This window comes from Atlantibacter sp. (assembly GCF_032062175.1).
Classification (GTDB): Bacteria; Pseudomonadota; Gammaproteobacteria; order Enterobacterales; family Enterobacteriaceae; genus Atlantibacter.
Map to the genome: position 1 here is coordinate 343,115 of NZ_DAMBQK010000002.1, position 21,740 is coordinate 364,854.

Here is a 21,740-nt window from a genome sequence, read left to right on the forward strand (position 1 = left end):
CACGTCACCCCGCCAGCCAGATGTCGCTCAGTGCGGTGCCCTGCACATTCGCATCGGAAGTAAAGTTGCGAACGTCCTTACGCGCCAGGGTGTATGACTGCATTTCAATCAGCGGCACAATCGGCACGTCGGTGCTGGCGAGACGGGCAAACTGCTGAACCAGCGCCTTACGCCTGGCTTCGTCGGTTTCGATGGTGATCGCCGCGACCAGTTGGTCCATTTCCGGGCTCTGATAACCGGTGGCATTGCGGAATGCGCCGCCTTTAACGATGCCGTCAGAGGTGTAGAACTGCGTCACCACCGGCACCGGCTCGACCGGGGCGGTAAAGTTTGAAATCGCGATATCGTAGTTGTAGTCGGTGTAGATACGCTTCAGCGCCGTGGCGCGGTCTACCGAATCCAGCTTCACGTCAATGCCGATATCTTCCAGCGCCTGTTTCAGGTACTGGCCGAGTTTGGCGTTTTCTTCAAACCAGGCGGCAGCCAGCAGATTTACGGTAAAGCGCTTGCCGTCTTTTTCCGGCAACCCGGCCTGGTCCAGCAGTTGCTTCGCTTTTTCCGGGTCGAAAGCGTATGTCGGCACATCATCGGTGAAAAATACTGGATTACTGCTGAAAATCGGTGCGACGGCAGGTTTACCGCGCCCGAAATAGATCGTGTTGAGGATAAACTCGCGATCGATGGCATGGAGGATCGCCTGGCGCACTTCCCGGCGCTTAACGTGCTCGCGACGCTGGTTAAATTCTACCGTCACCGTCCAGGCGCAGTTTTCGTAGCCGCGGGTGTCCAGGGTGATATTGCCGCTCTTCACCAGACGATCGATATCCCGCGCCGGAACCGGGTTAGAGTAACCCACCTGCATCTCGCCGGTTTCCAGTGCCGCCGTTCGGGATGCCGCATCGCCCCACCAACGAATAATCAGTTTATCGAGATACGGTTGGCCTTCTCCCCAGTATTTCTCATTGCGCGCATATTCCACATAGCTGCCGCGCACCCAGTTACCGTACTTCCACGGGCCGGTGCCCACCGGACGGTTGTTTAACGGGTTAGTCAGGATCGGCTGCCCGGCATAGAGATGCTTCGGCAGTACCAACTGGTATTGCCCGGCCAGGGTGGATTTCAGGAAGAATTCCGGGACCGGCACCGAGAACGTGAGCTTCACGGTATGCGGGTCAACGGCCTCGGCTTTTTCCAGCGCTTTAAGGGCGATACCGGCGGAGATGGCTTTCCAGTGTTCGGTGGCGTTGAATACCACGTCATCGGCGGTGAATGGCTGACCGTCATGCCAGGTCACGCCCTGGCGCAGCGCGATGGTATAGCTTTTGAAATCTTCCGATGGGGTGACGCTCTCTGCCAGCGCGGGCTGGAATACCAGCTTGTCATCAAGTTTTAACAGGCGTTCGAGGATCTTGGTCGAAGTCTGGAACGGCGAAGAGCCGCCGCCGCCCGGAACCAGTAAGGCCTGCGGCTCCAGCCCGCCCCAGGAGATCACCAGGGTGCCGCCGCGTTTCGGGATGCCGCCGCTTTCCGTCGCCGCAATGGCGCGGGTGACCAGGCTAAACCCGCTGATTTTCGCCGCCACGCCTAACGCGGCCCCGCCTGCGGCCAGGGTCAACAGCTGGCGTCGTTGTTGGTTGATTGTCATGATGATTTCTCTGGAGTCGTTAATTGCGTGGCATAGCTGGCGCGGCCAATGGCGACCAGTTGCCCGCTCTGATTAAACACGTCGACATCGGCAACGCCCACGCTACGCCCTGCTCGTCTGACGCGAGCAATCACCTGGAGATCGGTATCAATGGCGGGACGTAAATAATCGACGCGGAAGTTAATCGTGGGAAGGCCCTGACCAAGCAGCATCCCGAGGGCGAAATCGCCGACAGTATCGATGATTGAAGCCAGCGGTCCGCCGTGCCACTGCCCGCTACCGGCTTTACGCTCAAACTCGGGTCGCATCGGCACGCTGACTTCGAGGATTTGCGCTTCATAGTCGATGGCGGTGACGCTTAAATTCAGCCAGTGGATAAACGGCGAGGCGGCAAAAAGGGTGGCTAAGTCATCCTGATTGAGTAATTTACTCATGCCACCACCACCTTACCGACTACCTGGCGCTGCTCCAGCGAGGCCAGCGCCTGCGCGCCCTTATCTAACGGCCACTGACGGTCGATAATCACTTTAAGCTGTTTCGATTCCACCGCATCCAGCAAGGCGTGCAAATCTTCCCGCTCCCAGCCGTTAGAGCCGAGTATGTGCAGTTCGTAGGTCCAGATGTACCGCAGGTCTTCCGGCGGATTAAACCCGGCCGTTGCGCCGCAGGTCAGCACCCGTCCGCCGACGCGCAGTACGCGCAGGGATTTCACCCAGGTGTCGCCGCCGGTGAAGTTCACGACTACGTCGACACCGCCCGGCTCCGCGCTGCCGCGACGGCGTATCGGCTTGCCATAGCGCTGCCAGACTGCTTTCACAAAATCTTCGTTCTGGTAGAGGATTACGTCATCAGCACCCAGCGTTTTAAGCCGCTCGGCTTTCTCTTCGCTACCGGCACAGGCAATCACGGTTGCGCCCGCCAGTTTCGCCAACTGGACGCAGCACACGCCCACGCCGCCGCTGGCCCCTAAAATCAGCACTTTTTCGCCGGGCTGGATGCGGCCAATGCTTTGCATCATGCGCCAGGCGGTGCCGTAGGCCACCGGTAAGGCAGCGGCATCGGCAAAGCTGACGCTATCCGGCAGGCGAATCAGCTGATGCGCAGGCACCCGGCAGCGCTCCGCCAGCCCGCCGTGGGTGGTTTCACCAATCAGGCCGCCGTTGATCCGGTCAATTGGATCAACCACCACGCGATCGCCGATATTCCAGCCCAGCACTTTGCTGCCGACTGAAATAATCTCTCCGGCCACATCGAGGCCGATAATGATCGGGAATGGCAAATTAATTCCCGGCATACCGCGCCGGGTAAATATATCGTGATAATTTAATGACGCGGCTTTAACAGCAATAATGACATCGCCTTCGCCGGGTTGCGGGTCTGGAAAATCGTGTTCTAACGTAAATTTATCGTTGTCGCCATGTTCCCGTAATACCAGTGCTTTCATTATCTTCCCCAGGATTTTGCAAATAGCCGCCCCGCCCCGCTGGACGCTGTCAAACGGCGAGAAAACTCAACGTTATTTGGATTGCTAACACGTTAATAACAATAATTTTTTAACACCAAACTGGCGGGGAATTAAAATAGAAAAAGTACATTTGGTTATGCGGAAAATGGGATAGCCATATTAATATTCTCTTCGAATCATTTTTCTCAGGCTGGACTACGCTGACACACCCACTCCAAACAAAAAGTTTGCCACCAAACAAAAAGTAAGTTTTTTACGTGATCGCGATCGCTTTTTGCTCACGTAACGGTTGTTTAACACCCACTCTTATCGCTATACATTACAAAAAGTTTTGTTAGCTAACTAAATTTTAGGTTGATATGGAAAACATCACAGAGAATCTCGACTTCATCATTCCCATGATGGAGGGCATCGCCGGGCAATTTGGCGAAAACTGCGAAGTGGTTCTTCACGATCACGCTCAGGGACTGGAAAGCAGCATCATCGCGATCATTAACGGCCACGTGACCGGGCGTAAAAAAGGCGACCCCAGCAGCAACCTCGGGCTGGAAGTGCTGCGCGGCACCGACGTGAATGGCGATCGCCATAACTATTTCACCCAAACCCGCGACGGCAAAACCCTGCGCTCGACGTCAGTTTATTTTCGCAACAGCAGTAACAAAGTGATAGGCGCGCTGTGTATCAACCTTGATATCAGCGACATTTTGCAGGCCGAGAAAATGCTCAACAAAATGGCTGGCCGCCCCGATAGCGCACCTGCGCGTCAGGAAGAAGTGAATGAAGTGTTCGTGAAAGACGTTAACGAACTACTGGATTATCTGATTGCTGAATGCACGACGTTAATTAGCGTTCCGGTGAACAATATGACCCGCCAGGACAAACTCGACGCCATTAAGTTTTTTGACGACAAAGGGGTGTTTCTGATTAAAAAATCCGGTGAAAAGATTTGTGAGTTTCTGAATATCTCTAAATATACCCTCTACGCCTATCTGGGCGAGATTAGAGGCGATGCCCCGCCCGGCGAGGGCGAAAACTCAGGAGGCTAAATGTACACCACACCTTATGTCGCGCTGGACATGGATATCATGGAAAAGAATATAAAAACCATGGTGTCCGGGCTGTCCCGCAATAATATTCAGCACTGGCCGCATATCAAGACCCATAAATCGGTGCGGCTGGCAAAGCTGGAACAGCAGCTTGGCGCCAGCGGTATTACCTGCGCCAAGTTATCCGAAGCGGAAGTAATGGCAAAAGGCGGGATCACCTCGATTCTGCTGGCCTATCCGCTGATCGGTGAGGATAAATGCCAACGGTTTGCCGAGCTGGCGCGGCAGATCAACATCCGCACCCTAATCGATAGCCTTGCCGGTGCCGAAGGGCTTTCAAAGGCAGCGGTGAAAAACGACCTGCAATTTAATGTCGATATCGCCATCGATTTCGGTGCGCATCGCGAAGGCATCCAGCCGGAACAACTGTTGGATTTCGCGAATCAGGTAGCGGCCCTGCCCGGCTTACAAATTAAAGGCGTATTTACTTACGCGGGCACGATTTATCAGTACCACCAGGAAGCGGATATTCGTAAGGCGGCGCGTGCAGAAGCGGCACTGCTGATTAACAGCCGGGACTTATTAAAAGCTAACGGCTTTAACATTGAAATATTATCCGGCGGATCCACGCTCTCATCCTTTTACGCCGATGAATTAAAAGGCATTAGCGAATCACGCGCCGGTAATTTTATTTTTGGCGACATGAATGCCATCAACGGCGGTATTTATACCTCGCAAGATTGCGCCCTGACGATTTGCGCTACCGTGGTCAGTATTCCCCTGCCCGGCTATGCGACTATTGATGCCGGGACCAAATCGCTGACCTCGGATTTATCCAGCGTGGCGGGCTCCTATGGGCATATTCAGGAATACCCGGATATGCAACTGGTGAAACTGAATGAAGAACACGGCTATTTACGCTACGACCCAGAGAAAATCGCGTTAAATATCGGGCAACAGATCCATATTATTCCCAACCACTGTTGTGTGGTGGCCAATCTGGTGGATGAAATTTACGCCTTCCGTAACGGCGAATACTGCGAAACGATCGCTATCGATGCCCGTGGAAAAAGCTATTAAAACCTGAGTTGGGTATTTTTATGACATTGAAGCCATTAACTGCTGATGAACGGCAGGAGCTTATTACGCTCCTTTGCAGCTTGATCCAGCACCCGTCGGAAAATCCGCCGGGGAATGAAAACGCCGTCGCGCATTTTATTGCCGATGTATTAAATAAAGAAGGCATCGACACCGTACTTCAGGACGTGGTGCCGGGTAGACCGAACGTGATTGCGCGTATCAAAGGGCAGCAGCCCGGCAAACGGGTGATCCTCAATGGTCATACCGATGTGGTGCCGTGCGGCGAAGGCTGGTCGGTAGAGCCTTTTGCTGCGGTGATTGAGGGCGATCGGATTATCGGGCGCGGCGCAGCGGATATGAAATCCGGCGTGGCGGCGATGATGTTTGCCGCGATCCTTATTCAGCGCCATCGTTACGCATTCAATGGGGAATTGACCCTGCTGTTTAACGTGGATGAAGAGCGCGTCAATCTGGGAATGGAGCACTTCCTGGCGCAGGGCGTCGAGGCGGATTACGCCATCATTGGCGAGCCGACATCCCTTGAGATTTGCATCGCTCATAAAGGCGTCAGCCGTACCCGCCTGACCACGTTCGGCACCGCCGGGCATGCTGCCAAAGTCCGCGAGCCGGACAGCGCCATCGATAAAATGGCCCGTCTGCTACCGGAACTGGTACAGGAGTGCCAGCGGGTTAAACAGAAGCAGCACAGCCTGCTGGGCAACGCCTCGATGCTGGTCACCACCATCAGCGGCGGCAGCGCGCCGAACATCGTCCCGGCGTCGTGCTTCATTGAAATCGACCGCAGGGTGTTGCCTGGCGAAACGCGTCACGACATTAACAGCAGCCTGAGTGACGCGCTGGCAGGGGTTGGTTTGCAGACGGGCCAGGATTATTCGCTGGAAAACTATCTGTTTATCCCCGCGTCGGCGATTGATGAAAACCATCCGCTGGTTGAACAGGCGTGCGAGGCCGTTAATCACGTTACTGGCCACGCTAAAAAAACGATTTTCGAGGCTACCTGCGAAGCGCCCTTCTTCTCGGTTGGGCAGCATATTCCGACCATTATTATGGGACCGGGCGATCTGGCCCAGGCGCACGTTAAGGATGAATTCGTGCGTATTGAGGAATTACACCAGGCCGCAGAAATTTATTTATCACTGACGCTCGACTTACTGAAATAAACCAACAGGGAAATACTATGACCATAGAAGCTCGCTTAGCAGAGCTGGGTATTACACTCGGCGAGCCCACTGCACCTAAATTTTCGTATATTCCGGTAAAACAAACCGGCAATTTATTGTATACCTCCGGTAATGACTGCCGGGTTAACGGTGAATTAATCTATACCGGCACGCTGGGCCGGGATTTAACCATTGAACAAGGCCAGGAGGCTGCGCGCCAGTGTATTGTGAATATCCTCACCTCGCTTAAAGCTTATCTCGGCGATCTGAATCGTATTTCCGGTTGCGTAAAAATGCTGGGTTTTGTGCAAAGTGCGGATGATTTTAAACAGCAGCCGTATGTTATGAATAGCGCCTCGGATCTGTTAATCGCCCTATTCGGTGAAAAAGGCCGCCATGCGCGTTCTGCTATCGGCACTAACGCATTACCTTTTGATACACCCGTTGAAATTGAATTAATTTTCGAAATTAACGGCAAATAAAATAACCCTTATATCCGATGATAACGCCATTATTCCGTGCAGTGATGGCGTACTTACAATTATTAAAGGAACATTTATGTCTACTCAAGCAAGCTCTCGCCTGAAGCGTTTGCAAATTATGGCATTATTGTTTTTGCTCGTGGCGGGTATTATTAACTTTCTCGACAGAACCTCGCTTTCTATAGCCAATACCACTATTCGTGAGGAAATGGGCCTCACGGCCACCGAAATGGGCTTATTGCTTTCGGTGTTCTCCTTCGGTTACGCATTATGCCAGCTACCCATTGGCATGGTGATGGAGCGCTTCGGCGTTAAACGGGTTTACGGGTTCGGTATTTTCCTGTGGTCTGCCGCCCAGACTGCGCTCGGATTCGTGGGTTCATTCAGCCAAATGATCGTCGCCCGCGTAGTGCTGGGGATTGGCGAAGCGCCGCATCTGCCCACCGGCGTTAAGGTCGTCAACGACTGGTATAACATCCGTAAACGCGGCGTGCCGATGGGCATTGTGAATATGTCGTCCACGCTCGCCCAGGCCCTGGCTCCGCCGCTGTTAATTGCTCTGATGCTGGCGTTCGGCTGGCGCGCCATGTTCATTATCATCGGTGTGGCCGGCATTATCCTGTCGTTCCTGTGGATGATGTTTTATCGCAACCGTGAAGATGCAGGACTATCAGCAGAAGATATTGCCCATCTGGAAGAAGAGACCCCGCCGTCCAGTAAAGAAAAAGTCACGCTGAAAGACTGGGCCGGGCTGTTTAAGCAAAAGTCGATGTGGGGCATGATTATCGGCTTCAATGGCGTGGGCTATATGGTCTGGCTGTTCCTGACCTGGCTGCCGTCGTACCTGGAAATGTCCCGAGGGTTAAGCCTTGAGAAAACCGGCTGGGTTGCGGCCATCCCGTTCCTGTTCGGCGCGGCGGGTATGCTGGTTAACGGCGTGGTGGCAGACTGGGTGATGAAGCGCGGCGCGGATAAAATGAAAAGCCGTAAATGGATGATCTGTTTAGGGCTGCTGTGCGCTGCGGGCTTTACCCTGCCTGCCGCTTATACCGATAGCACCTTTATGGCGGTAGCCTGCATCAGTATGGCGCTGTTTTCGATTCACTTCGCGGGAACATCTGCGTGGGGGCTGATTCTGGTGTCGGTGCCGTCGCGCCTGGTGACGTCCGTGAGCGGTATCCAGAACTTCGGCGGTTTTATTGGCGGCTCGTTTGCACCGATTATTACCGGGATGATCCTCGACAGCACCGGGTCATTTACCCTGGCGCTGGTCGCCTCCTCCGTCATCGCATTTCTGGCATCGCTGGTTTATTTCTTTATGGTGAATAAACCGATTACCGACCCGGCAGCGGTAAACTGATCAACGTTACGCGGCGTGTTTTTACAGCGCCGCGTTACCTCACACCCGTCCCACCCGCATCGCAATCGGCCAGCTGATCTGCCGGGCTTTTGCCGTGTCGCCCCACAGTGTTTCAAACTCAGCAAAAAAACGCTCAACGCGCGCTTTCTCTCCGGCATCGGCGGCTTTTCTCACGGCGGACCAGGTGCAGATATAGCCAACAAAGGCGGCGAAATCCCATTCCACCTGAATCGCCAGTGGCGGCGGCGTGAGTTCGCGAAACGGAAAATCCAGCGTACGGTAGCCCTCATCGACCCGCTTCCGCTCTGGCGGCCAGTAAGGACCGATTTCACCGTCATAAAACTGGCGGAACCGGTCGTTTAATGCATCGTCCAGCTCCATAATCCCGTAGCTGATTAAGGCGATAATCGCCCCCGGCGTGGCGACACGGCGTACCTGCTGATAAAACGCGTCCAGCTTGAACCAGTGCGCGGCCTGCGCCACGGTAACCAGGCTGAAATTTGCCAGGTCGTCAGGCAATGTTTCTGCTGGCGCTGACTGATAGTGAATCCTCGGATGCGGGGTAACGTTTGCAATCTGGCTTTCGCTGGGATCGATACCGACCACCTGATCAAACGCCCCGGCGAGCAGTTGCGTTAACTGGCCCGTGCCGCACCCGACGTCCAGCGCGCGGTGGCGGTCCGGGGCAATTCCGGCAAGGTAATCGACTAACGCAGGCGGATATTCCGGGCGATAGCGCGCATAGTTGTCTCCGCCGCGATCAAACCAGTTAGTGCTTTGCGCCATGTCGCGCCTCCTTTTAGGTAAAGCCTGTTATATCAATGGAGTGTATATTATCGAATACACTCTGGATTAATTCACGGCGCAACGCGCGGAGCCCGCATGTTTTCCCGGTTTTCAACGTTACGGCGCATCCCTTCCGGCGTCTGGGTGGTGGGTGGCGTCAGCCTGTTGATGGATGTCTCCTCGGAAATGATCCACAGCCTGCTGCCGCTATTTATGGCGACTACGCTTGGGGCCAGCGTGCTGGTCATCGGGCTGATTGAGGGGCTGGCGGAAGCGACGGCGCTGATGGTGAAAGTGTTTTCCGGCGTGATTAGTGACTGGCTGGGCAAACGCAAAGGGCTGGCGCTGCTGGGATACAGTCTCGGTGCGCTGAGTAAACCGCTGTTCGCTATTGCTTCTACCTCCGGCATGATCCTCACCGCTCGCCTGACGGACCGTCTCGGTAAGGGTATCCGTGGCGCGCCGCGTGATGCGCTGGTTGCTGACGTCACCCCGCCGGAACTGCGCGGCGCGGCATTTGGGCTACGCCAGTCGTTAGATACCCTCGGTGCGTTTCTCGGCCCGCTGTTGGCGGTGGGGTTAATGTTCCTGTGGCACGATGATTTCCGTGCCATCTTTTGGGTAGCGGTGATCCCTGGCATGATGGCCGTGGCGCTGCTGTTCTTCGGGCTGCACGAGCCGCGCACACCGGTAGCGCAAAAGCGCACCAATCCTGTTAGCCGCGCGAATCTGCGCCGGTTGGGAAACGCCACCTGGTGGATCATTGCCCTGGGCGGTATTTTTACCCTGGCGCGTTTCAGCGAGGCGTTTCTGGTGCTCAAAGCGCTGGAAGTGGATATCCCGCTGGCGTTGATCCCGCTGGTCATGGTGGCAATGAATCTGCTCTATTCCGTTACCGCTTATCCCTTCGGCAAGCTTTCTGACTCCATGAGCCACAGTCAGTTGTTGCAGTGGGGCCTGGTGGTACTGATTCTGGCAGACATCGTGCTGGCGCTCAGTACCCACTGGGCAGGCGTGCTGGTCGGCGTGGCGCTGTGGGGCATTCATATGGGGATGACGCAGGGACTGCTTGCCGCCATGATCGCCGCCGCCTCGCCTGCTGATTTGCGCGGGACGGCGTTTGGCATGTTCAGCATGATTAGCGGTGTGGCATTGCTGCTCGCCAGTACCGGCGCGGGCATATTGTGGGCGTTTTCCGGTTCGGCCTCGACGTTTATCGCCGGCGCGCTGATTTGCCTGGCAACGCTGGTCTATTTGCGGGTTATGGCGGTGCGTCACGCGGGTTAATCGTCATGCCCGGCAGTAACGTTGCCGGGCATATTTCGTCAATTACAGCTGGGTAAGGTCGGTCATGATTTTATAATTAATATGCTCCGCCTGCTCGATGACACCCGCGTAATTCCCGGTAAGCACAAAGGCCAGCGTAAAAGCAAAATCAAACGCCGCACCCACGCCCTGCCCGCTGAGTAAATTGCCCGCTTTGACCACGGGCAGATCCTCATAAATGCCATCGGTAACTGTTTCATAAAACGTCCCGGAACAGACGTAACGCCGCCCTTTTAATAATCCATGTGGCGCAAGCACCTTCGCGGCAGCCGAGCATATCGGGCAAATCAATTTACCCGCTTCATCGTGGCGGCGAATAAACGCGATGGCCGTTTCATTTTTGGCGAGATGATCGGTTCCCTCCGGGCCGCCAGGAATAACGACGGCATCAAAATGCTTTTCCACACAATCAGCCAGCAATAAATCAGCACAAACAGGCACCGCATGATAACTGACGACGTTTCGCTGCTCGTCACAGGCCACCGTCGTCACCTCGATACCGAGCCGGGAAAGAATATCCAGCGTGATAATGGCCTCCGCTTCTTCAAATCCCGGTGCAAGCAAAAGCGCAATAGTTTTCTTCATTCATCTCATCCATTATTTAAATCCAGGTGGGATTAATTTGCGATGAAGCGAAAGTTTATAAAACAATGTTTTAAACCAAACGTCGAAGAAACCGGGAAAATAAGAAAACAACGCGATAAAACGCAATTAATTGAATAATTCATTTTCTATAAATATCAATGCTAGTAATTACGCAAAGATGATAAATGTTGCGATAGCATTAAATATATCATTAACTTAAAATGAATTTTTTACATCTGCATCCCGCCGTATCACAGTTTTTAATTCATAAGGGTTATAAATATATACCCCTTGATCATAATCAACCTTAGAAAAGCTTATGCAACTTATGGTCCCCTTTGGATGCAATGAGGGTGCTTATAATGAAAAAAAGACTACATGAGATATTAACTACACCAATCTCACGGCGGGATACCGTCACCACCGCCGCAAAAATAGGTTCTGCCGTTGCATTAAGCAACGCGATTTCTTTGCCATTTTCGGCATCGGCGCAGGCCGCGTCTGACGCAACGGGTGTTGATAGCGGTGAAACCGTGCGTCACAGCGCCTGTCTGGTTAACTGCGGCAGCCGCTGCGCGCTGAAAGTGATCGTAAAAGACGATCGCATTGTGCGTATCGAACCCGAAGACGCGATTGATGATGCGGTTTTTGGTCAACATCAGATCCGCCCCTGCCTGCGCGGGCGATCTAACCGCTGGCGTGTGTACAGCCCGGACCGGATTAAATATCCTATGAAGCGGGTTGGTAAACGCGGCGAAGGGAAATTCAAACGTATTAGCTGGGATGAAGCCACCGCGTTTATTGCTGAAGAACTGAAGCGCGTGACGGAAAAATATGGCCGCGAAGCCATTTATTACAACTATCAGTCCGGGGCCTATTATCACACCCAGGGCACCCCTGCCTGGAAACGCCTGTTAAATCTCACCGGCGGCTACCTTAATTACCACAATACCTATTCCACCGCGCAAATCGCCAGCGCCACGCCGTACACCCACGGCAAATACGTCGGCAGCCACTTTACCCAGATCGCAAACTCCGATCTGGTGGTGTTTTTTGGTATGAACCTGTCGGAAACACGGATGTCCGGCGGCGGTCAGGTTGAAGAACTGCGCCGGGCGCTGGAAGCATCAAAAGCCCGCGTAGTGATCGTCGACCCGCGCTATACCGATTCGGTAATCACCGAACACGCTGAATGGCTGCCGATCCGCCCCACCACCGACGCCGCGCTGGTGGCGGGTCTGGCCCATACCTTGATCAGCGAAAACCTGATTGATGAAGCGCTGGTCAATCAATACTGCGTCGGCTTCGATCGCTCCACATTGCCAGAAAACGCCGCGCCCAACGCCAGTTATAAAGATTATGTGATGGGCACCGGCAACGACGGCATTGAGAAAACGCCGGAATGGGCGGCGCAAATCACCGGTATCCCGGCCACGCGCATTAAGCAACTGGCGCGGGAAATCGTGGCGGCACGCGCCTGTTACATTGGCCAGGGCTGGGGCCCGCAGCGCCATGCCAATGGCGAGCAGACGGTGCGCGCCATCCAGACGCTCCCCGCCATTACCGGCCATTTTGGATTACCGGGCACCAATAACGGCAACTGGCCTTATGGCACTCCCTACGGCGTACCGCTGCTGCCCACCGGCACCAACCCGGTTAAAGCCTCGATCCCCTGCTATCTGTGGACCGACGCAATACTCAATCCAGAAAAAATGACTGCCACGACGATGGGCGTGAAAGGCGTCGAGAAGCTGAACGTCGGCATTAAGCTGTTTTTCAACCAGGCCGGGAACGCGCTGCTGAACCAGCACGGCGATATCAACCGCACCCGTAAAATCCTCGCTGATGAATCGCTATGCGAAACCATTATCGTGATTGAAAACCACATGACGCCGAGCGCCAAATACGCCGATCTGCTGCTGCCGGAAACCAGCTATCTGGAAGCGGAAGACCTGGTGGATAGCTCGTATGCGGCGGGTTCGCACAACTACATGATCGCTTTGCAAAAAACCATTACGCCGATGTGGGAAGTGCGCAGCACCTACGATATTTGCGCCGATATCGCCGGGCATCTGGGGCTGCGCGAGCAGTACACCGAAGGCCGCACTCAAGCGCAGTGGGCGGAATACCACTATCAGCAGGTGCGGGAAAAACGCCCCTATCTTCCAGAGTGGTCGGTCGCCAAAAACAAAGGGATTATCGACCAGAAAATCGCCACCGAACGCCAAAGCATCGCGTTTATCGATTTCCGTGAAGACGCGGCGGCCCATCCGCTGGAAACACCGTCTGGTAAAATTGAGATCTACTCTCAGGCGCTGGCGGATCTGGCACAGAAATGGACGTTGCCGGAAGGCGATCGCATCCCGGCAGTGCCGGAATTCTGTGTGGTGAAAGAGTCACACCTTAATAAAGAACTGACGGCGAAGTACCCGCTGCAACTTAGCGGCTTCCACACCAAAGGCCATACCCACTCGACTTACACCAATGTGCTGGCGCTGCATGAAGCAGTACCGGATGAAGTGTGGATCAACCCAATTGACGCCAGCGCGCGGCAGCTCTCTTCCGGCGATATCGTGCATGTGTTTAACGATCGCGGCGTGGTGGAGATCCCCTGCAAGGTGACGCAGCGTATCCTGCCGGGCGTGGCGGCGATGCCGCAGGGCGCGTGGACGCGGCTCAACAATCAGGGCGTGGACGTGGGCGGATGCATTAACTCGCTGACCAGCCATCTGCCATCGCCGCTGGCGAAAGGCAACCCGCAGCATACCAACCTGGTTGAGATCAAACGCGCTTAAGGAGTGAATGAAAATGAAACAATATGGCTTTTACGTTGACTCCTCGCGCTGTTCGGGCTGCAAAACCTGCCAGGTGAGTTGCAAAGACAATAAAGATTTAGAGGTGGGGCCGAAGCTGCGCCGGGTTTATGAATACGGCGGCGGCAGTTGGGTGCAGGAAGGCGATAGCTGGCACAACGATACCTTCAGTTATTACCTGTCCATCGCCTGCAACCATTGCGATCAACCCACCTGCGTGGCGGGCTGCCCGACCGGGGCAATGCACAAGCGCGAGGAAGATGGTCTGGTTCTGGTGGACGATTCCCTCTGCGTGGGCTGCCGCTACTGTGAAATGCGCTGCCCGTACGGCGCGCCGCAGTTTGATGCCAAAGCGAAAGTGATGCGCAAATGCGACGGCTGTCTGGATCGGCTGGAGAAAAACCTGCGCCCGATCTGCGTGGATTCCTGCCCGCAGCGTGCGCTGGACTTTGGGCCGATTGACGAACTGCGCCAGAAATACGGCGCGGAAAACCAAATCGCCCCGCTGCCATCGGCAAGCTTTACCCATCCTAATCTGGTGGTGAAACCGCATCCGAAGGCGCGGCCAACCGGCGATAAAGAAGGCGCTATTCAGAATTTACGGGAGGTGCGTCATGCATGAGTTACCGTTGGTGTTCTTTACCGTCCTGACGCAAAGCGCGGTCGGCGCATTTATCCTGCTGCTGATTGGCGCAACGCTGGGGCACATTGAGGCGCGCCGTCTGGCAATCGGACTGTTTGCGGCAGTGTGCCTGTTCGGGCTGGGCGTGGTGATGGGGATTTTCCACGTTGGGCAGCCGCTGCGCGCCATGAATATGCTGTTCCGCGTTGGGCATTCGCCGATGAGCAACGAAATTGTGCTCTCTGCGGTATTCGGCACCGTCGCAGGCCTTGCGGCGCTGGGGCTGTTGTTGGATCGCGGGGCGCGTAAGCTGTTCGTTGCGCTGGCCTGGCTGGCGGCGGCAATTGGCGTGGTGTTTGTTTTCGCTATTCCGCGCATCTACCAGTTGCCGACGGTGACGACGTGGAGTTCCTCCTGGACCACCGTCATGATGGTGTTAACGCCGCTGATTGGCGGCGGCGCACTGGCGGCGGCGCTGGGCGTGCGTCGTTTGGGGCTGATTGTTAGTATCGCGGGGATTATCGCCAGCTTCTGCCTGCGCCCGGGCTATCTGTCTTCCATCCTGTTAGCGGATGCCCCGCTGGCGGCGGCGCAGTCCGACTGGTTTACCGCTCAGGCGGTGCTACTGGCGGCGGGTGCGCTGGGCGCGCTGGTGTTTATGCGTGCCAGAAGTGGCCAGGCACTGCTGTTCGCTACCGCTGCGGTGGTGATCTCAGCGGAACTGGTAGGCCGTATCGCGTTTTACAATCTGTGGACGTTACCGATGTAACAGGTTACGGGCGGGCTTCGGTCCGCCCTGTAGCGGTATTAATAAGGAATTGTGCATGACATCTGCTGCTGTACTGCCGCGTATTCTCGGCGCGTTATTTTACTACTCACCAGAACGTCCCGAGGTTAAGGCACTGATCGCATGTCTGCCGACGCTGCCATCGCTCTATGCCTGGGCCGACCCACAAACCGTTTCACCGCTCTGTGAAAACTGGCCCGTTGCGGCTGAAGATGAACTCAACTGGCAGTATTCGGTGCTGTTTGAAGGCCAGGGTGAAATGGTCGCGCCGCCCTGGGGTTCGGTGTATCTGGAAAAAGACAATCTGCTGATGGGCGAAACCACCGCCGGGTATTGCGGTTTTTTGCGCAGCTACGGCCTGGCGTTTGATGGGCAGCAACAGGAGCCGGAAGACCAGTTTGGCCTGATGCTGCTCGCGTACTCTGCGTTTTTAGAGCGCAGCAACCGGCAAGCCGCCATGGCGTTGCTGGAACAATATCTTTTACCCTGGGCGCCGCGTTATCTGGCGTTATTGCAACAAAACGCTGTGAGTCCTTTCTACGCCAGGCTGGCGCAGATCGCCGACCTGTATTTGCAAGATGTAAAGCAGCAGCAGGCGCTTAATCCCGTTGAACGGCGGATTTTCATGTGATGAACAAAAACGAGCGCTACTACCAGGAATACATGTCTCATCGCCACGTTAGCCGCCGCGGGCTGTTTCGGGCATTTGTGACAGCGTCACGCAACGTAGCGCCGCCGCCTGCTGCGCTGCCACCGTGGCCGTTACCGCCTGGCACCGTCACAAGCGCGGAATTTTTCGCCCGGTGCGATCAATGCCAACACTGCGTGCAGGCGTGCCCGATGGGCATTCTGATCGCCCGTCAGGACGGGTTTCCGCAACTGACCATTGAATACGCCAGTTGCGACGGCTGTGGAAAGTGCATTCAGGCGTGTTCTGGCGGCGCGTTACAGCCTCAACCGCGCTTCGATACCCGTTTACGCCCGTCCTTTTCCGATGCCTGTACGCACGGTTCGCGTGGGTGCGAAATTTGCGTGGAAGGTTGCCCACAGCAGGCGTGTGTTATTGGCGGTTCAGGCCTGCCGGAGGCTGATCACGACCGCTGCAACGGCTGTGGCGAATGCCTGATCCAGTGCGACCGTCAGGCCGTCACGCTACATTCAGTTATATAACCCTGAAAGAGATAAGGTTGAACTCTTGTTCGATTCATCTATAGTGTCGGACTTCGTAAATAATCTGTTAAAAATCCATCATGTTGCTTACGCCGCCCTGAGTTACCCCTTAACTCTTCGCACTGAATAGCCCAGTGCCTGAAAGACATCCCTTCAGCGGATGCGCTTTGCGTTGCGTAAAATTGTTAATCACTAACCATTGAGAAATCACTATGTTGCTGTCCTCGACGCGTAAGGACTGGCTGGGCAATGTCCGTGGCGACATCCTGGCGGGTATTGTTGTGGCGCTGGCCCTGATCCCGGAATCCATTGCGTTTTCCATTATCGCGGGAGTCGACCCAAAGGTCGGCCTCTACTCTGCTTTTTGTATCACCGTGGTGATCGCCTTTTTCGGTGGGCGTCCGGCAATGATCTCCTCCGCGACCGGCGCGATGGCGCTGCTGATGGTGACGCTGGTGAAAGAACACGGGTTGCAATATTTGCTGGCCGCTTCAGCGTTAACCGGGGTGTTCCAGTTGCTGGCCGGGTATGTAAAGCTCGGCAGCCTGATGCGCTTTGTCTCCCGTTCGGTGGTAACCGGCTTTGTTAATGCGCTGGCGATCCTGATTTTTATGGCGCAACTGCCGGAGCTGACGAATGTCACCTGGCACGTTTACGCGTTAACCGCAGGCGGGCTGGCGATTATCTATCTTTGGCCGCGAATCAATAAAACCATCCCCTCGCCGCTGGTTTGCATCCTCGTGATTACCGCCCTCTCCCTGTGGCTCAATCTGGACGTGCGGACCGTGGGCGATATGGGACAACTGCCCGACAGCCTGCCGGTGTTTTTGATCCCGGATGTGCCGTTTAACCTGCAAACGTTGTGGATCATTCTGCCGTACTCCGCAGGGCTTGCTGCTGTGGGCCTGCTGGAGTCGATGATGACCGCCACCATCGTGGATGATATGACCGACACGACAAGTGATAAGAATCGTGAGTGTAAAGCCCAGGGCATCGCCAATATTTGCACGTCAATGATCGGCGGCATGGCGGGTTGCGCAATGATTGGTCAGTCGGTGATTAATGTAAAATCTGGCGCGCGCGGGCGGCTTTCTACGCTAACGGCAGGCCTGGTGCTGCTGGTACTGGTGGTGTTTTTAAATCAGTGGGTATCGCGCATCCCGATGGCGGCGCTGGTGGCGGTGATGATCATGGTTTCCATCGGCACCTTCTCATGGCGATCGATTCTTAATTTGCGTTCCCATCCCCCATCAACCAGCGTCGTGATGCTGGCGACGGTCGCCGTGGTGGTTGCTACCCATAACCTGGCGTTTGGTGTGTTTACCGGAGTGCTGATTGCAGCGCTCAACTTTGCCACTAAAGTGGCGCGCTATATGAACGTGGACAGCATCCGGAAGGGTGAAACGCGCACTTATCACGTACACGGCCAAATCTTTTTTGCCTCCGCTGACCGTTTTGTTGAGCACTTCAACCTGCGTGAACCGCTGCAAAACGTGGTTATTGACGTGCGTCATGCCCATTTTTGGGATATCACCGCCGTGGGTGCGCTCGATAAAGTCGTGATGAAGTTCCGTCGCGCGGGCGTTGAAGTGGAAATCATCGGGATGAGCGAGGCCACGCGTACTGTGATCGACCGTTTCGCTCTGCATGATAAATCCGACGCCGCCGCTAATCTCGCGTCCGGCCATTAATTCTCTTGAAGACGGGCCGGAGCGCTGGCCCGTTGCTAAAATCCCACACTTATCATCACGTTAATAATTTCTGCGGTTTACGTTAACGTATGGGCTGGTTTCGTTTTTGTGGAATTTTCATGCCCAATAAATTCGCTTCATCACAAATCTTTTTACACTGGCTGACGTTGATATTACTGGCGCTGGCCTATGCCGCGATGGAATTACGCGGCTTTGCCCAGCGCGGTTCGTGGCAGGGATTTGCTTTGATCGTCACGCATTTTAGCGCCGGAACGCTGGTGCTGTTGGTGATGTGTCTACGTCTCTGGCTGCGTTTACGGCACCGCACGCCGCCGATTCACCCTGCACCGCCGCGCTGGCAAACGGGGCTGGCGCATCTGACGCATAGCGCAATCTACTTGCTGTTTATCGCGTTACCGATAATTGGCATCGCATCACGCTGGTTCAGGGGCCGCGACTGGTGGCTGTTTGGGGTAACGATGCCGGTTGCTGCCGTTCCTGATATGGCGCTTTCTCATGCGCTAAGTCACTGGCACGGATTCCTTGCGCCACTGGGTTACTGGCTGATTGGTTTACACGCCGTCGCCGCGTTAGCCCATCATTATCTGTATAAAGATAATACTCTGCTGCGTATCTCTCCATTTCGCGAACAATAAGAATTTTCCCGGCGGAAGATTATTATTCCGCCTTTTTTTGTTTTAGAAAAAGTGAAAAATAGCCAATTCCTGGCGGGCTAGAATGGTAGTTACAGATAATTAACAGGTTCACCTTCGATATTTAACCAACCCACAACGACGATAATGAAACTGCATTTCAAATCTTAAAGAACGTTGTTTCTTTTGTGATGCGGTTATCAGATAACGTTTAAATCCTGGTGCTAACATAACTGCGCTTTAGTTTACCTTTCCATACAAACGCGCTTTTTTGGCGCACAGAAACAATAGCTCCAGGTGGGGAATTAAGATGGACATATTATTAGGGTTAGTGAAAACGCCCGCAGTAATAATAGCGATTGTGGCATTTCTGGGTTTGTTATTTCAAAAGGCTTCCATTTCTCGATTAATAACCGGCACGTTCCTTTCCTTTATTGGTTTTACCATGATAAAGGTTGGCGGCGGCATCTTGATGAAAGTGTTGACCGCGTTTAGCTCACTGTTCTCTAAAGCTTTTGATATCGTCGGCGTCGTACCCAGCAACGAAGCTATCATGGCGGCCACGATCGATAAATTAGGCGCGACGGCGGCATTAATCCTGCTGTTCTCGATGATTTTAAATATTCTTCTGGCGCGTTTTACCCGATTTAAGTTTATCTATCTGTCGTTGCACCTGGTGCTATTTATGGCCTTTGCCCTGACGGCGGTATTAATGCAGTTCGGCTTCAGTAATGTCCAAATGGTGGTGATTGCCTCATTGTTTATCGGCTGTTATATGGCCATTTCACCGTTTATCCTTAACCGCTTTAGCCGTGAAATTATCGGTTCAGATGAATACGCCATTTCTCATGCGGCGATCTCTTCCTATGTGATCGGCTCTTTTATGGGCAAATGGTTTGGTAATAAAAAGACCGATACCGAACATCTGAATATCAGCAATAAATTCGATTTTATTCGCGAACCCAACATCGCTACCCTATTGACGATGTTAGTTCTGCTGCTGATTTCCTGCATCTTCGCTACCCAGCCGCAAATTAAAGATGCGATGACCATGGTTTACGGCGCAGGCGCGGGTGATAAAAACGTCGTTATCTTTATCCTTGAGCAATCTGCGATCTTTGCCTGCGGCCTGTATCTGGCGAAAGCGGGTGTAAACCTGTTTACCGCTGAAATCGTTCCGGCGTTTAAAGGCTTTGCCCGTGTGTTTGCCCCTGGCGCAGTTCCTGCGGTTGACGTGATGGTGCTGTTTACCAAAGCGCCGAACGCCACACTGATCGGCTTCCTGATTAGCTTCCTGGTGGAACTGGTTTGCATCATCATCTTCCCGTTCATCGGCCTGCCGATTATTGTTCCGGGGATCATGGCAAGCTTTATAACCGGCGGCGCAGCGGCGATTTTTGGTAACGCAACCGGCGGTTTCCGTGGCGCAGTGATTGCCAGTAGCATCAACGGCCTGCTGTTGTGCGTACTCCCGGCGTTGACCCTGCCGATTTTCTCCCAACTCGGCGCGCACGGCGTGACCTTCGCTGATCCGGACTTCACAATCCCGTCGCTGATTCTGGATTACATCCTACGTCTGTTCAGCTTTATCTAAACCATAAACGCCTCGCGAAGAGGCGTTTTCTGCGTTAACCCGCGTTCAAATTGCACTCCTGGTTGAAAATTAGTGGCAGTACTTTTATATTCGGCTCATGAACTGAGCCGAATATTTTTTTATACGGCTCATCACAGGAGAACAGCATGGCAAATTTACCCTGGATCTGGGCACAACCTGACTGGCCGCATTTTTGCTGGCAGGACGAGGCGCTGCTGCCGCTGACACGAGCGATTCAGCGCAAAACCGGTATTTTGCTGGGTAAAACCTCAGCAACCGATAATGAAACACGCCAGGCGCTGGATAATTTATTAGCCAACATCCTCGCTTCCAGCGCAATCGAAGACGAGCGGCTCAACGTGCAGTCTGTGCGTTCTTCGCTGGCGCGACGTTTAGGCGTGAGCGATGAGAGCCCGTGGCCGACCAGCGATCGCTCCGAGGGGCTGGCCGCCATGATGTTTGACGCCATTGATAATCGACGGGAGTCACTGACCCTGGCGCGCTTGTATCAGTGGCATCAGTGGCTGTTTGCCGAACAGAATAGCTGGCTGGGCCGGGTTATTGTCGGCACCTTGCGCAGCGATGAGCCGATGCAAGTGGTGTCTGGACGGTTAGATAAACCCAACGTGCACTTTGAAGCGCCACCGCGCGATGGCCTGGAGGCGCAGTTAACTCAGTTTATCGACTGGTTTAATGAAAGCCGCGACGATCCGCTACTCGATCCACTGTTGCGTGCCGCTGTCGCGCATCTGTGGTTTGTCACACTGCACCCCTTTGATGACGGCAACGGAAGAATGACGCGAGCCCTGACCGACCTTGCGCTGGCACAGGCAGATAATCAAAGTATTCGCCTGTATGCAATGTCGGTGGCGATCCTGGAAAAGCGTAACGACTACTATCGTATTCTCGAGCAAACGCAAAAAGGGCCGCTCGACATCACGCCCTGGTTAATCTGGTTTTTAGAGAAGCTTGATACCACCCTCGATCATGCGCTGAAGACTGTCCAGCGGACGTTGCTGAAATCGCGCTTCTGGCAGCGCCCTGCAACCCTCGATATCAGTTCGGAACAGCAGAAGGTCCTTAACCGTTTGCTTGATGGCGGCGAAAGCGGTTTTGATGAAGGTATCAGCGCCAGCCAGTATCAAAAAGTAGCAAAGGTCAGTAAAGCGACGGCTACCCGCCATCTCGCTCAACTGGTGGAAAAAGGGCTACTCGAAAAGCTGCCAGGCGGTGGGCGTAACACCCGCTATCAGATTGCCGGGGGTGAATGAGCCGAATCTACGCCCTATTCACCTCATTATTTGAGCCGAATCGAGGTGTTATTCGGCTCATCGCCATTTAGCTCTGTAGAACGAGTTTTGCACCGTGGCCTGCGTTGTTCTTATATTGTGAGAAAAACAATGTATGTTGTAACTAATAAAAGGTAAAAATAAACCTGGCCGTAGCCAGGCTCA

General features: G+C 54.3%; 20 protein-coding genes. 15 read left to right on the top strand and 5 right to left on the bottom strand.

Translation table 11 applies throughout. The annotated features are described in order from the left end of the window. Positions 1–4 precede the first annotated feature (4 nt). The 3 genes from RT120_RS03825 to RT120_RS03835 are packed head-to-tail and all read right to left on the bottom strand — an operon-like array spanning position 5 to position 3,089. Entirely contained in the window at positions 5–1,645 is a 1,641-nt protein-coding gene (locus RT120_RS03825; protein WP_312979586.1) for an ABC transporter substrate-binding protein, read from the bottom strand. Next, on the bottom strand, positions 1,642–2,079 hold the full coding sequence (locus RT120_RS03830) for a PaaI family thioesterase (RefSeq protein WP_312979588.1): 438 nt from the start codon (positions 2,077–2,079) through the stop codon (positions 1,642–1,644). Before RT120_RS03830 ends, RT120_RS03825 begins: the two co-directional genes overlap by 4 nt. Then, entirely contained in the window at positions 2,076–3,089 is a 1,014-nt protein-coding gene (locus RT120_RS03835) for a zinc-binding alcohol dehydrogenase family protein (RefSeq protein ID WP_312979590.1), read from the bottom strand. Before RT120_RS03835 ends, RT120_RS03830 begins: the two co-directional genes overlap by 4 nt. A gap of 380 nt (positions 3,090–3,469) precedes the next feature. On the opposite strand from RT120_RS03835, the gene RT120_RS03840 reads away from it, so the two are divergent. From RT120_RS03840 to RT120_RS03860, 5 genes are all read left to right on the top strand, one after another. Next, complete coding sequence (locus RT120_RS03840) at positions 3,470–4,156, top strand: helix-turn-helix transcriptional regulator (protein ID WP_312979592.1); 687 nt, start codon at positions 3,470–3,472, stop codon at positions 4,154–4,156. After that, positions 4,157–5,236, top strand: coding sequence for an alanine racemase (locus RT120_RS03845; protein ID WP_312979594.1), 1,080 nt, complete (start codon positions 4,157–4,159; stop codon positions 5,234–5,236). Positions 5,237–5,256: 20 nt separating this feature from the next. Continuing rightward, complete coding sequence (locus RT120_RS03850; protein ID WP_312979596.1) at positions 5,257–6,417, top strand: M20 family metallopeptidase; 1,161 nt, start codon at positions 5,257–5,259, stop codon at positions 6,415–6,417. Between the two features lie 17 nt (positions 6,418–6,434). Next, positions 6,435–6,899: a RidA family protein gene (locus tag RT120_RS03855; protein WP_312979599.1), complete on the top strand. Its 465-nt coding sequence runs from the start codon at positions 6,435–6,437 to the stop codon at positions 6,897–6,899. A gap of 76 nt (positions 6,900–6,975) precedes the next feature. Then, positions 6,976–8,259, top strand: coding sequence for an MFS transporter (locus RT120_RS03860; RefSeq protein WP_312979602.1), 1,284 nt, complete (start codon positions 6,976–6,978; stop codon positions 8,257–8,259). Positions 8,260–8,298: 39 nt separating this feature from the next. Here the strand turns inward: RT120_RS03860 and RT120_RS03865 are convergent, their stop codons facing one another. Further along, the gene (locus tag RT120_RS03865) at positions 8,299–9,045 is read right to left on the bottom strand and encodes a class I SAM-dependent methyltransferase (RefSeq protein ID WP_312979604.1); all 747 of its coding nucleotides are present in this window, start codon (positions 9,043–9,045) and stop codon (positions 8,299–8,301) included. Between the two features lie 96 nt (positions 9,046–9,141). On the opposite strand from RT120_RS03865, the gene RT120_RS03870 reads away from it, so the two are divergent. Then, positions 9,142–10,332 (top strand): MFS transporter, encoded by a 1,191-nt coding sequence (locus RT120_RS03870; RefSeq protein ID WP_312979605.1) that lies wholly within the window; start codon positions 9,142–9,144, stop codon positions 10,330–10,332. Between the two features lie 42 nt (positions 10,333–10,374). On the opposite strand, the gene RT120_RS03875 is transcribed toward RT120_RS03870, so the two are convergent. Next, positions 10,375–10,956, bottom strand: coding sequence for a DJ-1 family glyoxalase III (locus tag RT120_RS03875; RefSeq protein ID WP_312979607.1), 582 nt, complete (start codon positions 10,954–10,956; stop codon positions 10,375–10,377). Between the two features lie 362 nt (positions 10,957–11,318). Between RT120_RS03875 and RT120_RS03880 the strand changes: the two genes are divergently transcribed. The 9 genes from RT120_RS03880 (at position 11,319) to RT120_RS03920 (ending at position 21,557) form a co-directional block, all read left to right on the top strand. Then, the gene (locus tag RT120_RS03880; protein ID WP_312979610.1) at positions 11,319–13,751 is read left to right on the top strand and encodes a DMSO/selenate family reductase complex A subunit; all 2,433 of its coding nucleotides are present in this window, start codon (positions 11,319–11,321) and stop codon (positions 13,749–13,751) included. Positions 13,752–13,764: 13 nt separating this feature from the next. Then, positions 13,765–14,391: a DMSO/selenate family reductase complex B subunit gene (locus RT120_RS03885; protein ID WP_312979693.1), complete on the top strand. Its 627-nt coding sequence runs from the start codon at positions 13,765–13,767 to the stop codon at positions 14,389–14,391. Next, positions 14,384–15,160 carry a dimethyl sulfoxide reductase anchor subunit family protein gene (locus RT120_RS03890; protein ID WP_312979613.1) on the top strand — a complete coding sequence of 259 codons (777 nt, stop codon included), beginning with the start codon at positions 14,384–14,386 and terminating at the stop codon, positions 15,158–15,160. The genes RT120_RS03885 and RT120_RS03890 overlap by 8 nt, the downstream gene beginning before the upstream one ends. A 55-nt stretch (positions 15,161–15,215) precedes the next feature. Then, the gene (locus RT120_RS03895; protein ID WP_312979616.1) at positions 15,216–15,809 is read left to right on the top strand and encodes a molecular chaperone; all 594 of its coding nucleotides are present in this window, start codon (positions 15,216–15,218) and stop codon (positions 15,807–15,809) included. Beyond that, positions 15,809–16,348 carry a ferredoxin-type protein NapF gene (napF, locus tag RT120_RS03900; protein ID WP_312979695.1) on the top strand — a complete coding sequence of 180 codons (540 nt, stop codon included), beginning with the start codon at positions 15,809–15,811 and terminating at the stop codon, positions 16,346–16,348. The genes RT120_RS03895 and napF overlap by 1 nt, the downstream gene beginning before the upstream one ends. A gap of 212 nt (positions 16,349–16,560) precedes the next feature. Then, positions 16,561–18,039, top strand: coding sequence for a SulP family inorganic anion transporter (locus tag RT120_RS03905; protein WP_312979620.1), 1,479 nt, complete (start codon positions 16,561–16,563; stop codon positions 18,037–18,039). A 119-nt stretch (positions 18,040–18,158) separates the two neighbouring features. Next, positions 18,159–18,695: a cytochrome b561 gene (cybB, locus tag RT120_RS03910; protein ID WP_312979631.1), complete on the top strand. Its 537-nt coding sequence runs from the start codon at positions 18,159–18,161 to the stop codon at positions 18,693–18,695. 307 nt (positions 18,696–19,002) lie between these two features. Further along, entirely contained in the window at positions 19,003–20,286 is a 1,284-nt protein-coding gene (locus RT120_RS03915; RefSeq protein ID WP_312979642.1) for a PTS ascorbate transporter subunit IIC, read from the top strand. 146 nt (positions 20,287–20,432) lie between these two features. Further along, positions 20,433–21,557 carry a Fic family protein gene (locus RT120_RS03920; RefSeq protein ID WP_312979645.1) on the top strand — a complete coding sequence of 375 codons (1,125 nt, stop codon included), beginning with the start codon at positions 20,433–20,435 and terminating at the stop codon, positions 21,555–21,557. Positions 21,558–21,740 lie beyond the last annotated feature (183 nt).

Bases quoted from the DNA above. Each gene is read 5' to 3' on its own strand.
- RT120_RS03825 (WP_312979586.1), bottom strand. From the start codon at position 1,645: ATGACAATCAACCAACAACGACGCCAGCTGTTGACCCTGGCCGCAGGC.
- RT120_RS03830 (WP_312979588.1), bottom strand. From the start codon at position 2,079: ATGAGTAAATTACTCAATCAGGATGACTTAGCCACCCTTTTTGCCGCC.
- RT120_RS03835 (WP_312979590.1), bottom strand. From the start codon at position 3,089: ATGAAAGCACTGGTATTACGGGAACATGGCGACAACGATAAATTTACG.
- RT120_RS03840 (WP_312979592.1), top strand. From the start codon at position 3,470: ATGGAAAACATCACAGAGAATCTCGACTTCATCATTCCCATGATGGAG.
- RT120_RS03845 (WP_312979594.1), top strand. From the start codon at position 4,157: ATGTACACCACACCTTATGTCGCGCTGGACATGGATATCATGGAAAAG.
- RT120_RS03850 (WP_312979596.1), top strand. From the start codon at position 5,257: ATGACATTGAAGCCATTAACTGCTGATGAACGGCAGGAGCTTATTACG.
- RT120_RS03855 (WP_312979599.1), top strand. From the start codon at position 6,435: ATGACCATAGAAGCTCGCTTAGCAGAGCTGGGTATTACACTCGGCGAG.
- RT120_RS03860 (WP_312979602.1), top strand. From the start codon at position 6,976: ATGTCTACTCAAGCAAGCTCTCGCCTGAAGCGTTTGCAAATTATGGCA.
- RT120_RS03865 (WP_312979604.1), bottom strand. From the start codon at position 9,045: ATGGCGCAAAGCACTAACTGGTTTGATCGCGGCGGAGACAACTATGCG.
- RT120_RS03870 (WP_312979605.1), top strand. From the start codon at position 9,142: ATGTTTTCCCGGTTTTCAACGTTACGGCGCATCCCTTCCGGCGTCTGG.
- RT120_RS03875 (WP_312979607.1), bottom strand. From the start codon at position 10,956: ATGAAGAAAACTATTGCGCTTTTGCTTGCACCGGGATTTGAAGAAGCG.
- RT120_RS03880 (WP_312979610.1), top strand. From the start codon at position 11,319: ATGAAAAAAAGACTACATGAGATATTAACTACACCAATCTCACGGCGG.
- RT120_RS03885 (WP_312979693.1), top strand. From the start codon at position 13,765: ATGAAACAATATGGCTTTTACGTTGACTCCTCGCGCTGTTCGGGCTGC.
- RT120_RS03890 (WP_312979613.1), top strand. From the start codon at position 14,384: ATGCATGAGTTACCGTTGGTGTTCTTTACCGTCCTGACGCAAAGCGCG.
- RT120_RS03895 (WP_312979616.1), top strand. From the start codon at position 15,216: ATGACATCTGCTGCTGTACTGCCGCGTATTCTCGGCGCGTTATTTTAC.
- napF (WP_312979695.1), top strand. From the start codon at position 15,809: ATGAACAAAAACGAGCGCTACTACCAGGAATACATGTCTCATCGCCAC.
- RT120_RS03905 (WP_312979620.1), top strand. From the start codon at position 16,561: ATGTTGCTGTCCTCGACGCGTAAGGACTGGCTGGGCAATGTCCGTGGC.
- cybB (WP_312979631.1), top strand. From the start codon at position 18,159: ATGCCCAATAAATTCGCTTCATCACAAATCTTTTTACACTGGCTGACG.
- RT120_RS03915 (WP_312979642.1), top strand. From the start codon at position 19,003: ATGGACATATTATTAGGGTTAGTGAAAACGCCCGCAGTAATAATAGCG.
- RT120_RS03920 (WP_312979645.1), top strand. From the start codon at position 20,433: ATGGCAAATTTACCCTGGATCTGGGCACAACCTGACTGGCCGCATTTT.